This window comes from Parvimonas sp. C2 (assembly GCF_035282405.1).
Classification (GTDB): domain Bacteria; phylum Bacillota; class Clostridia; order Tissierellales; family Peptoniphilaceae; genus Parvimonas.
Map to the genome: position 1 here is coordinate 95591 of NZ_JAYKBP010000004.1, position 14627 is coordinate 110217.

The window sequence follows — 14627 nt, forward strand, 5'->3', positions numbered from 1 at the left end:
TTTAGGAGGCAAAAATGGGATTATTCGATATAGTTAAAAAAGCTCTAACGGGAGCAAGTGATGAAGATAATAGAAAGAACAAGGCTAGAATGCGTGAAATTTTTAATTCTTGTGTTCCAAATGGTGATGAATATAAATTAATATATTGTCACATGCAAAATTATACTAATGCAGTTATTGTAGAAGTTACCAAACATAGCAATTTTATTGTAGGTTACAAGGAAGGCGAAGTTGTTATAATAAATGTAAATGCTACATTGACAGAATATTCAGAACCAGAATTTTTTAATAAAGAAAATGGTTCAACTATAAAAACAGCTATTGGATATTGTATTGCTGATAAAGAAAATGTTCATTATCAATTTGAACCTATAACATATGAGCCGGGAATTGGAAAAGGTGCGAAGTATTCAGTTGCAATTACACAAAGTGGAGCAGAAGTATCAGAATTTCGTAATTTTTTCAAACGTGGATTGTAATTTAATATTTATTTTATAAACTTTTACGATTAAGATTTAATCTTAGTCGTTTTTTGATTGAAATGGACCAGGAATTGAAAATTGATATGTAAAATAATTGTAATAAAATACAAAAAATGTTAAAATTAGATTGAAATAAGTAATTGAAAAAATTTATTAGTGATTTGGAGAAATATATGTTATTAGTTATAGATGTTGGAAATACAAATATTGTTTTGGGAGTTTATGAAGGGTATTCACTAATTTGTGATTTTAGACTCAACACGATAAAAAATAAAACAAGTGATGAGTATGCGATGTCCATTACAGAGATATTACATGCTAATGATATTAAAAAAGCTGAAATTGATGATGTTGTTGTAGCATCTGTTGTTCCTGATGTTATGCATTCAATTGAAAATGCTATAAAAAAATATTTTAATTTAAAGCCTATAATTATTGATGATAATTGTGATTTAGGAATTAAAATAAATCATGATAATCCTAAAACTATAGGGGCAGATAGAATTGTAAATTCTGTTGCAGGAATAAAAAAATATGGAGTTCCTTTGATAATTATAGATATTGGGACAGCAATTACTTTTGATGTAGTTGATGAAAATTCGGTCTATCAAGGTGGAGCTATCATTCCAGGTATTGGAATTTCATCTGAAGCACTATTTTTAAAAACTGCAAAACTACCAAGAGTTGAACTTTATAAACCTGACAGGATTGTTGCTAAAAATACAATGGATAATATCAGAGTTGGTATGGTAATTGGTTATATTGGACTTATTGAAAAATTAATTGATGAAGTCGTAAAAGAGATGAATTTTGATGTTTCTAAGTTAAAAGTTGTTGCAACAGGTGGATATTCCAGTTTGATTTCTAAAGGTATAGATAAAATAGATATTATAGATAAAAAACTTACCCTTGATGGAATGCTTGAAATCTATAAGATGAAAAAGGGGCTATAATATGCTGGGCGGAGATATTTATTTAGCTCCACTTGCAGGAGTTAGTGATGTTGCATTTAGAATTTTAGCAAGTGAAATGGGAGCAAGTCTAACTTTTACAGAGATGGTTTCAATAAAGGGTTTATACTATGATAATGACAAAACTTCAATTATAACTTATATTGATAAAAGAGAAGGCCCTGTTGGATTACAAGTTTTTGGAAGTGATGAGAATATCATGGAAGAAATAATACAAACTAGATTCAATAAAAGAGATGATATTTATCAACTTGATTTGAATTTAGGATGCCCTGCTCCAAAAATTGTTAAAAATCACGAGGGAAGTTACTTGATGAAAGACCCTAAAAAGGTGAAGAGTATTGTTTCAGCTATGGTAAAAAATTCTAAAGTTCCTGTAAGTGTTAAAATCAGACTGGGTTTTGATGACAACAATAAAAATTTTTTAGAAGTTGCAGATGCTATTGTTGAAGCAGGAGCATATATGATTACATTACATGCTAGAACTAGAGAAATGTTTTATTCTGGGAAAGCTGATTGGAATTCTATAAAAATTTTGAAAAATCATGTTCCTATAAAAGTTGTGGGCAATGGAGATGTTTGTAGTGTGGAGGATTATGTTAGAATGAAAGAAGAAACTGGTGCTGATGCTGTTGCAATTGGAAGACATTCTCTTGGAAACCCATTTATTTTTAAACAAATAAAGGATTATAATTTAACTAAAAAATATTCTTCTACAACTTTGGAAGAGGTTATAGACACTATAAAAAGACATTATAAATTGGAGTTGGAATTTAAACCTGAAAGAATAGCTATAAGAGAGATGAGAAAAAATATTTTATGGTATTTGAAAGGTTTTAAAGATTCAAACAAAGTGAAAAATACTATAAATACTTTAACTAATATTGACGAAATTTTCTATGTATTAAATGAATATAAAAATAATTTTAATTAAATAGGAATATTTATTTTCACTGTGATTATTCTAGTGAATCTTGGAGGATGTTATGAAAAAATTATTTAGAGTCTTATCATTTTTACTTATTTTTGTATTATTTTTAACTTCTTGTAAATCTGCAGTAAATGGAACTTATGAAGGAAAAGCTAGAGGCCATAATGGAGATGTTGTTATTGATGTAAGTTTTGAAAATAATAAAATAAAAAAAGTATCACTTAAAGAAAGTGTTGAAACGGAAGATGTAGGAAAACTTGCTATTGAAAAATTAATTGAAAAAGTTAATTTAGGAGATTTCAATTTAGATGAAGTAACAGGAGCGACTTATTCTTCAAAAGCTTTTATAAATGCTCTTGCAGATGCAATAAAAAAATCCGGTCTTGACTATAAAAAAATTCTTAAAAACAATCCTACTATGAATGAAAAGTTTGAAACTAAAGAAATGAATGTTGATGTGGTTGTTGTAGGTTCAGGTGGAGCAGGATTAATTGCGGCAATAAAAGCTAAACAAGTAGGAGCTAATGTTGTAATTTTAGAAAAATTGCCGTTAATAGGTGGGAATACTTTAATTTCCGGTGCTGAGTATTCAGCTCCAATGAATTGGTTGCAGGAAAAAGAAAATATAAAGGATAGTATTGATTTATTTAAAAAAGATGTCGAAAAAGCAGGAGGAGATAAGGAACTTATAGATGTTTTAGCCAATAATGCACTTGATGGTGCAAAATGGTTAAGAGATGATGTTAATGTTGAGTGGACTGATGAACTTATGTTTTTTGGAGGTCATTCAGTAAAGAGGTCTTTAATTCCTAAAGGACAATCCGGAAAAGAATTGATTAATAAATTACATGCAAAAGTTGAGGAGTTGGGAATAGAAATTTTAACAGAAACTAATGCTTTTGAGCTTATCACAAAGGATAATGCTGTTACAGGAGTTAAAGCTAAAATAAAGACTGGAGAATTGATTGTAAATGCAAAATCAGTAGTTTTAACAACAGGTGGTTTTGGAGCAAACAAAAAAATGCTTAACGATAATGATAAAGAAGTTGATGATAAAATTCTTTCAACAAATTCTGCAGGATCAACAGGTGATGGTATAAAAATGGCACAAGCTATTGGAGCTGATGTCATAGATTTAAATAAAATTCAGTTATATCCAGTTTGTGATGTTGAAACAGGTAAACTTTTATATACCGGAGATACAAGACTCGTTGGTGGTGCAATACTAGTAAATAAAGAAGGAAAAAGATTTGTAGAAGAGTTAGGGACTAGAAGAGAAATTTCAATGGGAATTAAGTCTCAAACAGATAATGTTGCATATCAAATATGGGACGAAGAATCCATGAAAAAATCAAATATTTTGCCTACTCATGAAGTTGAATATAACAATTTAATAGAAGGTAAAAAACTTTGCAAGGTGAATTCAATTGATGAAATGGCAGATTTTTTTGGAATAGATAAAGAAAATTTAAAAGCGACAATAAATAAATTTAATGAAGATTCTGAAAATGGAAAAGATACATTATTTAATCTTAGAAGATTAGGTTTTAAAATAGATAAAGCACCTTTCTATTGCTTAAAAGCTGTTCCTGCAGTTCATCATACAATGGGTGGACTTAAGATAAATAAAGACGCAAATGTATTGGATAAAAACGGAAAAATAATAAAGGGATTATATGCTGCGGGAGAAACTACTGGTGGTATTCATGGTAATAATAGACTTGGTTCTGTATCAATTGCAGATATAACAGTTTTTGGAATTATAGCAGGAACTAATGCAGCAAAAAACAAATAATTTATACACAAAAAAGGAGCTTAGCTCCTTTTTTAACATTTGTTTTTTAATTCATTGTAGAAAATTGAAGGGTCAACAGGTAGATTATTTCTTTCTTTTATTGTAAATAGGAGCAATCTTTTTTTCGCTCTTGTCATTGCAACATAGAACAATCTTCTTTCTTCTTCCAATAATTTTTCATCAAAAGAATTTAATACACTCTTTTGTGGAAATTCTCCATCAATTAGGTCAATGATAAATACATTATCATATTCTAAACCTTTTGCAGAATGTATTGTTGAAATTGATATATTTGAATTTGAACTTGATGCATTTTTAAGCAATTTCTTTAAATTGTCCAATTTTTCTATAAATTCATCAAAAGTTTTTAAATCTTTGGATAAATATTTTATCAAGTCAAAAATAAGATTATAATTTAGATTAGAAAAATCGTTGAAATTATCCAAATAATCTCCGTATCCTATCTCATAGAGAATACAGTCAATTTTATCTTCCATTTTCATCCTTTTTAATCTTTTAAAATCATTTCTTAAAGATGTAAATTTGTTTAGATAAAAATCATTTAACTCATCCAAGTCCAGCAAACTTTCCAAAACACATTGATTATATGGTTTATATTCCAATTTAGCAATGAAGTCCTTTTTTATATAGGCATTAAGTTTAAAATAAAATTTTTTAAAAACTTCCAAGTCGGATGTATCTTCTGAAAATAAAAGAATATCTTTTACATCATTTAAAATTCTATTTGAGTAAAAATCGAATTTATTCTCTTTTATAAAAAATTCTATATTATTATTTTTTAATATGTCCGCAACATATAGCGAAGATATATTATTTCGATATAAAACTCCAATAGTTTCATTAGGGTTTATTTCAAAAATTCTTTTCACCAATTCTCTGGCTTGAATAATGGAGTTTTTAACTTTAAAAAGCATTATCTGTGAATTTTCTTCAGTTGTGTGTTTAGAAGATTTTTCATATCTGATTTTATTTCCTTGAATTATTTTATTGCTTATTTTTATGATATTTTTTGTAGACCGAAAATTTTTATCCATAAAAAATATTTTGGAATTCGGATAAATATTTTTAAAATTTAATAAGTTTTCAGGACTTGCACCTCTAAAACTATAAATTGACTGATCATCATCTGCTACTATAAATACATTATTTTCAGGAAATACTATTTTTCTGATTATTTCAAATTGCAAAGTAGAAGTGTCTTGACCTTCATCAATTTGGAAAAACTTATATCTATTTTTTAAAGCCTTTAAAAGTTTTTTATCCGTTGAAATATATTCATTTGCTAAAATGAGCAAGTCATTAAAATCAATAAAATTATTTTGAATTTTTATTTCATCATACAAATTATACAGTTTTAACATTAAAGAACGATTGGAAATAAAATGATTTTTTCTTATATATCCTTCAAAATCATACATTTTATTTTTTGTAAAATCGTAAATTGAAAAGAAATCATTGATTTCTTCATCAGATAGTTTTTTATAATTTTTTTGATAATAAATTCTTTTTAAAATTAAAATTCTATTGAATTCTTTATTTCCTTCAATCAAAGTTTTTTTGATATTTTTTAATTTCATATAATTTCTAACAATTTCATAACAAAAAGCGTGAATTGTTTTAAAAGTTATTTTTCCTCTAAATTCAGGGTTTTGAGCTAAAAATCGTCTTTCCATATCAATTCCTTGAGATTTACTGAACGTTATTGAAATTATTTCACTTGGATCTATATTATGATTTTTAATTAAATTTAAAATTCTATTTAATAATACAGTTGTTTTGCCAGAACCCGGCACTGCCAAAATCAGAGCAGGACCTTCAAAATGTTTAATGGCATCAAATTGTTGATTTGTAAAATTCATATAATCACCTTAGTATATTCTATCATAAAAATAATTCCTTTTAAAGCGTATTTATGGTAAAATATAGGTCGGAGGTTATTACATGGATAAACATTATATTCCTAACACTGAAGGTGTTATATTTGCAAATAAGAATAAATTTTCTTTTAGTATTGATTCGATTTTATTATCCTATTTTTCAAAAGTGAAAAAAGATAAGATATTGATTGATATTGGAGCAGGAACTGGAATAATAGGCTTTAGAATTAATTTTTTAAATAATTTAAAAACAGTATATCTCATAGAAATACAAAATGAAAATGCAGAACTTATTAATCATAGTATAGTTGAAAATAAGCTAAAAAATGTTATTCTTTTAAATAAAGATTTAAAATTGTGTTATAATGATTTTGATAATTCTTCAGTTGATTATATTGTTTCAAATCCTCCATATAAAAAAATGAACACAGGAATATTAAATGAAGATGAGAATTTTTTAATTTCAAGATATGAATATATGCTTAAACTCGAAGATATTTTAGATTTTTCGTATAAAAAACTTAAATCTGGTGGAAAAGTATTTTTGATTTACAGTATGGAACGTCTAGTAGATGTATTAAGCGAATCCAGAAAATATAGATTAGAAGCTAAAAGAATACAATTTATTTCTACAAATATTGAGAAAAAACCACATCTATTTATGGTTGAACTAGTTAAAAACGGTAATAGCAATTTATTTGTTGAAGATAATATTTATATTTATGATAAAAATGGAAAATATACCGATAAAATTAAGGAGATATATTATGGACAGAATTTCTAATATTTATTTTGTTCCAACACCTATAGGAAATATGAAAGACATTACACTTAGAGGATTGGAAGTTTTAGAAAAAAGTGATATAATTTACTGTGAAGACACAAGGAACAGTCTTAACTTATTAAAATATCATAACATAAATACTAAATTAATATCATACCATAAATTTAATGAGAGCGAGAGAGTTGAAGAAATAATCAGTAATATTGAAGGCGGAAAAATTGTTTCTGTAATTTCTGATGCTGGAATGCCGATAATTAATGATCCAGGTTTTGTGATTTTGCAGGAAATTATAAAAAGAGATATATCTTATGAAATCTTACCTGGAGCTTGTGCATTAATAAATGGAATTTGCGGTAGTGGATTTGATGCGACAAGTTTTGTTTATATGGGATTTGTTCCTAAAATGGACTCGGAACGTGAAAAATACTTTAAAAACTTTAAAAATATGAATGTTACAGGAATATTTTATGAAAGTCCACATAGACTTTTAAAAACATTAAAATTTTTATATTCCTTATTTGGAAATATAAATGTGTGCGTATGTAGAGAACTTACAAAACTTTTTGAAGAGTACAAAAGGGGAACTTTAGAAGAAATTATCTCTTATTATTCTGAAAAAGGGGTAAAAGGAGAGATAGTCCTTATAATAGAAAAAATATCTGAAGAAAAAGAAGCTATTGATATTGAAAAGGAAATATTAAGTTTAAAAAATAATGGATACAGTAATAAGGACGTTGTAAAAATGCTAAAAAATAATTTTAATATTTCAAAAAATGAAGCATATGAATTAGTATTGAATTTTGAAAATGAGGAGGAAAAATAAATGTCAGAACAATTATTAAAAGAAAAACAATATCATATTGATATGAAAGTGGGAGATGTAGGAAGATATGTAATTTTACCTGGAGATCCAAAAAGATGTAAACTAATTGCAAAATATTTTGAAGATGCAGTTTTAGTTGCTGATAATAGAGAATATGTAACATATACAGGATTTTTAGAAGGAGAAAAAGTTTCTGTAACAAGTACTGGAATTGGTGGAGCAAGTACATCAATAGCTGTTGAAGAATTGCATAAAATCGGTGTAGATACATTTATAAGAGTTGGGACTTGTGGTGGAATCGACTTAGAAGTTGAAGCTGGAGATTTGGTAGTAGCTACTGGAGCAATCAGAATGGAAGGAACTTCAAAAGAATATGCGCCAATAGAATTTCCTGCAGTTGCTGATTTTAATATCGTAAATGAGCTTTCAAATGCTTGTATTGAAACTAAACAAAAATATCATGTTGGAGTGGTTCAATGTAAAGATGCGTTCTATGGACAACATCAACCAGAAACTAAACCTGTAAGTTATGAATTATTAAATAAATGGGAAGCGTGGAAAAGACTTAACACTAAGGCAAGTGAAATGGAATCAGCAGCGCTTTTTGTAGTATCAAGTTATTTAAATACAAGAGCTGGTTCAATATTCTTAGTTGTAAACAATCAAGAAAGAGTAAAGCAAAATCTATCAAATAATGTAATAGAAGATACTGACAGAGCTATAAAAACAGCAATACATGCCCTTAGAAATTTAATAAAAAAAGATAGAGAAAACAGATAAAATTGATAGATTTTTTTAATGTAATAATTTGATTGTTTTATAAAAATAAAGTTTATAATAAATGGTCTAAATTGCTTGACAATTGATTTACTTTATGTTATCATCTTATGAGTAATATAATGTATAATTATGTTCAAATTTAGCTTTCAAGGAGGTGTTTCTATGAGAGATAAAGTTGTGTTGGCATGTACAGAATGTAAAAATAGGAATTACAATACTAAAAAGAACAAAAAAGTTACAACTAACAGGATTGAATTGAACAAGTATTGTAAGTTTTGTAAAAAACACACTCTTCACAGAGAAACAAAATAGTTAGAGATTGGAGGAGAGTAGTATGGTGGCAAAAACTACTGATCAAAAACAAAAGAAAACTAGCTTTATGCGTGGAGTTCGTCATGAATTTAAGAAAATAGTATGGCCTTCTAAAAAGAGTGTTTTTTATTATAGCCTTGCAGTAGTTACAATTTCTATAATTAGTTCAACTATGATTTGGGGATTGGATAATATTTTAAAAAGATTGTTAGGTTTAATTATCCATTAATTATTAAGGAGGGAAGGACTTTAGTCCGCTTATATGACAACAGAAGAATTAAAGGATATTAAAGAAAAAGAAGCCAAATGGTATGTAGTACATACATACTCAGGACACGAAAACAAAGTAAAGGCTAATATCGAAAAGTTAGTTGTTAATCGTGGAAATGACATTGACATATTTGAAGTTGTTGTTCCAACGGTTAAAGAAGAAACAGAAACTGGAAAAATCAAAGAAAAGCAATTATTTCCTGGATATGTTTTAGTTAAAATGATAATAACAGATATTTCTTGGTATTTAGTTAGAAATACTAGAGGAGTAACTGGGTTTGTAGGTTCAGGTAACAAACCTGTACCGCTATCAGAAAAAGAAGTTGAAGCATTAGGTGTTTCAGCAAAACCATATAATGATGTGGAAATTAACGAAGGAGATTCTATTACGATTATAGATGGAGCATTTAAAGATTTAACTGCTAAAGTAATAGAAGTATCTCATGAAAATGGTAAATTAAAAGCTTTCGTTTCTTTATTTGGAAGAGATACGCTTGCTGAATTAGATTTTAGTGACGTAATAAAAAATTAAATTTGAAAATAATTTGAAAAAGTATTCAAAACAGAGATATACGAGAGTGGGAGGGGTTTAGCACCCGAAAAACCACATTAGTTTTTAAGGAGGAACTATAAAATGGCTAAAAAAGTACAAGCATTAGTAAAATTACAAATTCCAGCAGGAAAGGCGACTCCTGCTCCACCAGTAGGTACTGCACTTGGACCTCATGGTGTAAATATAATGCAATTTACAAAAGAATTTAACGCAAAGACAGCTGACCAAGCTGGATTAATTATTCCGGTTGTATTGACTGTTTACCAAGATAGATCATTTACATTCATTACAAAGACTCCACCGGTACCAGTATTAATTAAGAAAAAATTAGGTATCGAATCAGGATCAAAAGTACCAAACAAGACTAAAGTAGGTAATTTAACTAAAGAACAAGTTAGAGAAATTGCAGAAATGAAAATGCCTGACTTGAATGCTGCATCTATTGAAGCGGCTATAAGTATGGTTAAAGGTACTGCTAGAAGTATGGGAATAACTGTAGAAGAGTAATATTACGTGGGAGCAAAAAGCGAACACCACAAGGAGGATATAAATGAAAAAAGGTAAAAAATATTTAGAAAGTTTAAAATTAATAGATAAAACAAACTTATATGATTTAAAAGAAGCGTGTGAGTTAGCTGTAAAAACTTCAACTGCAAAATTTGATGAAACAGTTGAATTACATGTTAAACTAGGTGTTGACTCAAGACATGCTGATCAACAAGTTAGAGGTACAGTAGTATTACCTCATGGAACTGGTAAAACTTTAAGAGTTTTAGTTTTATGTAAAGAAAATAAAGTTCAAGAAGCTAAAGATGCTGGAGCTGATTATGTTGGAGCAGATGATCTTGTTCAAAAAATTCAAACTGAAAACTGGTTTGATTTTGATGTTATAGTTGCAACTCCAGATATGATGGGTGTTGTAGGTAGAATCGGTAAAGTTTTAGGACCTAAAGGTTTAATGCCAAACCCTAAATCAGGAACAGTTACTTTTGACATTGCTAATGCTGTTAAAGAAATTAAAGCTGGTAAAGTTGAATATAGAGTTGATAAAGCAAACATCGTTCACTGTCCAGTTGGAAAAGTTTCTTTTGGTGCTGAAAAAATAGAAGAAAATTTAAGAACTATAATTACTGCTATTATAAAAGCTAAACCATCAGCTGCTAAAGGAAAATATTTAAAATCAGTTTCTATTGCAACTACAATGGGACCTGGAATTAAATTAGCTTCTACTAAATTAGGAGAATAATTAATAAATTTAGACACCGCAAAGGTGTCTTTTTTTATTGTGAAACAACAAGGTTCCCGGGCACCCAGCCGATGCGAAGCATCGTGGAAGGGTGGGGTTCTTATTTTCTAATTTATTTTCTTATTAGATTATCTATTTTATAGAGATAGCCTTTTTAATTTAAAATAAAAATCAATATTAAAGATATTGAAAAGCAATATTAAAAGTGTTATAATATTTTTAAACGACGAAGACGTCGTTTGTGTAAAAATACTTATTCAATTTATTTCTAATATTTTTCAGAAATATATTGAATATAGAATAAAATAGGAGGGTTTAATGGATATTTATAAGAAATTATTTAAGTATGTGCCTGATAAAAAGCATCTCGTTTATATTGGAATATTTATGAGTCTTATTTCGTCAGTGCTTTCAATTTTACCATATTGGTTTTTGTATAAATTTTTGAACGAATTTTTATTAAAGAAGGATTTTACTCAAGCAAAAAATTATGCAATTACTATTTTTGTAATTATGCTTGTTCAGTCCTTAATTTATTTTATTTCAGTAGGATTTACTCATTTATTTGCTTTTCGATTGGAAACAAATCTTAGAAAAGCAGGAATAAGTCATCTAATGAAGGCTTCATTTTCATTTTTTGATGTTAATGAATCAGGGAGAATAAGAAAAATAATAGATGATAATGCTACTGATACTCATATGATAGTTGCACATTTAATTCCAGATATAACTGTTGCATTGATAACGCCAATACTTTTATTTGTGATAATGTTTTCTGTAGATATTTATTTAGGGATAGCAACTGTTATTTTAACTATATTATCTGCCATTTTTACTAAACTTATGTATGGTGATGTGAAATTTATGGAAAAATATAATAAAGCACTTGAAAGAGTTAATAGTGAGGCAGTTGAATATGTTAGAGGTATGCAAGTTTTAAAAATATTTAAAGCTTCAATATTTTCTTTTAAATCATTTTATGATTCTATTGTTGACTACTCTAGATGTGCTTATGAGTACAGTAAAAGCTGTAAACAGCCTTATGTTATATTTCAAATTATTCTGCTTGGGGCAGCTGCGTTTGTAACTCCATTTGCAATTATGCTTTCAAGGGGTGCAGAAAATAATGTGTCAATAATGATTAAATTAATTTTCTTTACATGCTTTATTGGAACTTTATTTGGTTGTTTTATGAGAATTATGTATGTAGGAATGCACCAATATATGGCAACACAAGCAGTAGAAAAATTAGAAAATCTTTTTACAGAAATGGAAGCGAATGATATTAAGTATGGAAATGATAAAGAGTTTTCTAGCTATGATATAGAATTTAGAAATGTTAGTTTTAAATATGATACTGCTAATATTTTGGAAAATTTAAGTTTTAGACTTGACGAAAACAAAACTTATGCTTTGGTTGGTTCATCAGGTGGTGGTAAGTCAACCATTGCAAAATTAATTTCGGGATTTTATAAGATTGACGAGGGAGAGATTTTAATAGGTGGAAAAAATATTTCTACTTATTCAAGGGAAGCTCTTATGAATAATATTTCGTTTGTTTTTCAAAATTCAAAGCTTTTTAAAACTACAATTTTTGAAAATGTAAAGATAGGAAATGAAAATGCTAGTTATGAAGAAGTTATGAATGCTTTAAAATTAGCAAGATGTGGAGATATTTTAGATAAATTTGAAACTCGAGAAAATACTGTAATAGGATCAAAGGGAGTTCATCTTTCAGGTGGTGAAATTCAGAGAATAGCAATAGCAAGAGCAATTTTAAAAGATGCGAAGATTATAATTTTAGATGAGGCTTCAGCAGCATCTGATCCGGAAAATGAACATGAGATACAATTAGCATTTTCAAATTTAATGAATAATAAAACTGTAATTATGATTGCGCATAGATTGAGTTCAATTAGAAATGTTGATGAAATATTGGTTGTTGATAATGGGAAAATTATTGAAAGAGGAACAGATAAAGAGCTTATGGAAATTGGTGGAAGATATAAATTTTTACAAGATTTATTCTCTCAAGCTAATGAATGGAGGATATAATTATGAAAATGCTTAAAAGAATGTTTCAATTAACTGATAAGGGAACTGCCGGAATCATAAAGGCATCAATAGCATCATTCTTTTCATATTGTAGTTTAATGATTCCAATGATTTTACTTATGTTTTTTATTCAAAATGTTATTGAAGGGAAAGAAAATACTATTTCTTTCTTTGTAATAGGAATATTAATTATGCTACTTATAATGTATATTCTTATGTCAATAGAATATGATTGCTTATATAATGAAACATATAAAGAAAGTGCAAATATTAGAATTGAAATAGCAGAGATTTTAAAAACTTTACCACTTTCATTTTTTTCAAAGCACGATGTTTCAGATTTATCTCAAACAATTATGAAGGATGTTGCGACTATTGAACATGCAATAAGTCATGCTATTCCGAAGGCTATAGGTCTAATATTTTATTTAATATTAATAGTATCTATGTTATTAATTTATAATTTTAAATTAGGACTTTGTATTTTAATTCCAATTGTTTTGTCAACTGGATGTATATTTCTATCAAAAAAAATGCAAGTTAATGGGAACAAAAAATATTATAATGTTATGAGAGGTATTTCAGAGGATTTTCAAGAATCCATTGAATTACAGCAAGAAATAAAAAGTTATGGACAAGTAGATAAAATTACTAAAAAAATATATGATGATATTGATTATTCAGAAAAAATTCATATAAAAGCTGAAGGTAAAATGGTATTTCCATTGAGTATTTCAACAAACATACAAAATTTAACTTTGGGAGCTACGATTTTATTTGGAACAGCTTTATATTTAAAGGGTGAGGCATCTATTCTTTATCTAATAGGTTATATAATGTGTGCTTCAAAGGTTATTGATGCTGTAAATGGAATGCTTTCAAATTTTGCAGAACTTATGTATTTGGATGGAAATTTACAAAGAATTAGAGAATTAAGAAGTACTAAAACCCAAACTGGAGAAGCTAAGGAACTTAAAAATTTTGATATAGAATTTAAAAATGTTGAATTTGGATATGGGGAAAATAAAGTAATTAATGATATTTCTTTTGTTGCAAAACAAGGTGAAGTTACAGCTTTAGTTGGACCATCAGGTTGTGGTAAAACAACAGTTTTAAGATTAATGTCAAGATTGTATGACTATGATAGTGGAAAAATAATAATAGACGGAAATGATATAAAAGGTATAGAAACAGAAAGTCTTTTTGAAAATATTTCAATAGTTTTTCAGGAAGTTACACTATTTAATACTTCAATTTTAGAAAATATTCGATTTGGAAATAAAAATGCAACCGATGAACAAGTCAAAGAAGCTGCAAGACTTGCTAATTGTGAAGAATTTATTGAAAAATTACCTGAAAAGTACGACACCTTAATTGGAGAAAATGGAAGTAAATTATCTGGTGGAGAAAGGCAAAGAATTTCTATTGCACGTGCATTTTTGAAGAATGCTCCAATAATTTTACTTGATGAAATTAGTGCAAGTCTTGATGTTGAAAATGAAATGAAAATACAAGAAAGCTTAAATAAGCTTATTAAAAATAAAACCGTATTGATAATTTCACATAGAATGAAATCTATAGAGAATGTAAATAAAATAATAGTAATGGAAAATGGAAAAATAGAATCCCAAGGAAATCACAATGAGCTTTTAGAAAAATCTAAGGTTTACAATACAATGGTTAAAAATTCTAATTTAGCTGAAAATTATAGTTATTAATATGAGTGC

At 27.7% G+C, this 14627-nt stretch carries 15 protein-coding genes; 14 read left to right on the forward strand and 1 reads right to left on the reverse strand.

Going from position 1 to position 14627, the window contains the following annotated elements; all coding sequences use genetic code 11:
- Positions 1 to 14: 14 nt before the first annotated feature.
- From VJI95_RS06720 to VJI95_RS06735, 4 genes are all read left to right on the forward strand, one after another.
- Positions 15 to 479, forward strand: coding sequence for a hypothetical protein (locus tag VJI95_RS06720; protein WP_324010781.1), 465 nt, complete (start codon positions 15 to 17; stop codon positions 477 to 479).
- Positions 480 to 655: 176 nt separating this feature from the next.
- Complete coding sequence (locus VJI95_RS06725) at positions 656 to 1435, forward strand: type III pantothenate kinase (RefSeq protein ID WP_323998513.1); 780 nt, start codon at positions 656 to 658, stop codon at positions 1433 to 1435.
- Position 1436: 1 nt separating this feature from the next.
- Positions 1437 to 2387 carry a tRNA dihydrouridine synthase DusB gene (dusB, locus tag VJI95_RS06730; protein ID WP_324010782.1) on the forward strand — a complete coding sequence of 317 codons (951 nt, stop codon included), beginning with the start codon at positions 1437 to 1439 and terminating at the stop codon, positions 2385 to 2387.
- A gap of 52 nt (positions 2388 to 2439) precedes the next feature.
- The gene (locus tag VJI95_RS06735; protein WP_324010784.1) at positions 2440 to 4179 is read left to right on the forward strand and encodes a flavocytochrome c; all 1740 of its coding nucleotides are present in this window, start codon (positions 2440 to 2442) and stop codon (positions 4177 to 4179) included.
- Between the two features lie 32 nt (positions 4180 to 4211).
- On the opposite strand, the gene VJI95_RS06740 is transcribed toward VJI95_RS06735, so the two are convergent.
- The gene (locus VJI95_RS06740) at positions 4212 to 6059 is read right to left on the reverse strand and encodes an ATP-dependent helicase (protein WP_324010785.1); all 1848 of its coding nucleotides are present in this window, start codon (positions 6057 to 6059) and stop codon (positions 4212 to 4214) included.
- Between the two features lie 82 nt (positions 6060 to 6141).
- Between VJI95_RS06740 and VJI95_RS06745 the strand changes: the two genes are divergently transcribed.
- From VJI95_RS06745 to VJI95_RS06790, 10 genes are all read left to right on the forward strand, one after another.
- Positions 6142 to 6861, forward strand: a complete 720-nt coding sequence (locus VJI95_RS06745; protein ID WP_323998524.1) for a tRNA1(Val) (adenine(37)-N6)-methyltransferase — start codon at positions 6142 to 6144, stop codon at positions 6859 to 6861.
- A complete protein-coding gene (gene rsmI, locus VJI95_RS06750; protein WP_323998525.1) occupies positions 6845 to 7684 on the forward strand; it encodes a 16S rRNA (cytidine(1402)-2'-O)-methyltransferase in 840 nt (279 codons plus the stop codon). The genes VJI95_RS06745 and rsmI overlap by 17 nt, the downstream gene beginning before the upstream one ends.
- Positions 7685 to 8464 carry a uridine phosphorylase gene (gene udp, locus VJI95_RS06755; protein ID WP_324010787.1) on the forward strand — a complete coding sequence of 260 codons (780 nt, stop codon included), beginning with the start codon at positions 7685 to 7687 and terminating at the stop codon, positions 8462 to 8464.
- 162 nt (positions 8465 to 8626) lie between these two features.
- A complete protein-coding gene (gene rpmG, locus VJI95_RS06760) occupies positions 8627 to 8776 on the forward strand; it encodes a 50S ribosomal protein L33 (protein ID WP_009372623.1) in 150 nt (49 codons plus the stop codon).
- A 22-nt stretch (positions 8777 to 8798) separates the two neighbouring features.
- Complete coding sequence (gene secE / locus VJI95_RS06765) at positions 8799 to 9005, forward strand: preprotein translocase subunit SecE (protein ID WP_323998527.1); 207 nt, start codon at positions 8799 to 8801, stop codon at positions 9003 to 9005.
- A 33-nt stretch (positions 9006 to 9038) separates the two neighbouring features.
- Positions 9039 to 9578: a transcription termination/antitermination protein NusG gene (gene nusG, locus VJI95_RS06770; protein WP_324010790.1), complete on the forward strand. Its 540-nt coding sequence runs from the start codon at positions 9039 to 9041 to the stop codon at positions 9576 to 9578.
- A gap of 102 nt (positions 9579 to 9680) precedes the next feature.
- Positions 9681 to 10106: a 50S ribosomal protein L11 gene (gene rplK / locus VJI95_RS06775; RefSeq protein ID WP_323998529.1), complete on the forward strand. Its 426-nt coding sequence runs from the start codon at positions 9681 to 9683 to the stop codon at positions 10104 to 10106.
- Positions 10107 to 10149: 43 nt separating this feature from the next.
- Positions 10150 to 10845 carry a 50S ribosomal protein L1 gene (rplA, locus tag VJI95_RS06780; protein WP_323998530.1) on the forward strand — a complete coding sequence of 232 codons (696 nt, stop codon included), beginning with the start codon at positions 10150 to 10152 and terminating at the stop codon, positions 10843 to 10845.
- 318 nt (positions 10846 to 11163) lie between these two features.
- Positions 11164 to 12900, forward strand: coding sequence for an ABC transporter ATP-binding protein (locus VJI95_RS06785; RefSeq protein ID WP_324010791.1), 1737 nt, complete (start codon positions 11164 to 11166; stop codon positions 12898 to 12900).
- Complete coding sequence (locus VJI95_RS06790; protein ID WP_324010834.1) at positions 12900 to 14618, forward strand: ABC transporter ATP-binding protein; 1719 nt, start codon at positions 12900 to 12902, stop codon at positions 14616 to 14618. The genes VJI95_RS06785 and VJI95_RS06790 overlap by 1 nt, the downstream gene beginning before the upstream one ends.
- The last annotated feature ends 9 nt before the right edge of the window (positions 14619 to 14627 follow it).

Coding starts and splice junctions, on each gene's coding strand:
- VJI95_RS06720 (WP_324010781.1), top strand. CDS start 15: ATGGGATTATTCGATATAGTTAAAAAAGCTCTAACGGGAGCAAGTGAT.
- VJI95_RS06725 (WP_323998513.1), top strand. CDS start 656: ATGTTATTAGTTATAGATGTTGGAAATACAAATATTGTTTTGGGAGTT.
- dusB (WP_324010782.1), top strand. CDS start 1,437: ATGCTGGGCGGAGATATTTATTTAGCTCCACTTGCAGGAGTTAGTGAT.
- VJI95_RS06735 (WP_324010784.1), top strand. CDS start 2,440: ATGAAAAAATTATTTAGAGTCTTATCATTTTTACTTATTTTTGTATTA.
- VJI95_RS06740 (WP_324010785.1), bottom strand. CDS start 6,059: ATGAATTTTACAAATCAACAATTTGATGCCATTAAACATTTTGAAGGT.
- VJI95_RS06745 (WP_323998524.1), top strand. CDS start 6,142: ATGGATAAACATTATATTCCTAACACTGAAGGTGTTATATTTGCAAAT.
- rsmI (WP_323998525.1), top strand. CDS start 6,845: ATGGACAGAATTTCTAATATTTATTTTGTTCCAACACCTATAGGAAAT.
- udp (WP_324010787.1), top strand. CDS start 7,685: ATGTCAGAACAATTATTAAAAGAAAAACAATATCATATTGATATGAAA.
- rpmG (WP_009372623.1), top strand. CDS start 8,627: ATGAGAGATAAAGTTGTGTTGGCATGTACAGAATGTAAAAATAGGAAT.
- secE (WP_323998527.1), top strand. CDS start 8,799: ATGGTGGCAAAAACTACTGATCAAAAACAAAAGAAAACTAGCTTTATG.
- nusG (WP_324010790.1), top strand. CDS start 9,039: ATGACAACAGAAGAATTAAAGGATATTAAAGAAAAAGAAGCCAAATGG.
- rplK (WP_323998529.1), top strand. CDS start 9,681: ATGGCTAAAAAAGTACAAGCATTAGTAAAATTACAAATTCCAGCAGGA.
- rplA (WP_323998530.1), top strand. CDS start 10,150: ATGAAAAAAGGTAAAAAATATTTAGAAAGTTTAAAATTAATAGATAAA.
- VJI95_RS06785 (WP_324010791.1), top strand. CDS start 11,164: ATGGATATTTATAAGAAATTATTTAAGTATGTGCCTGATAAAAAGCAT.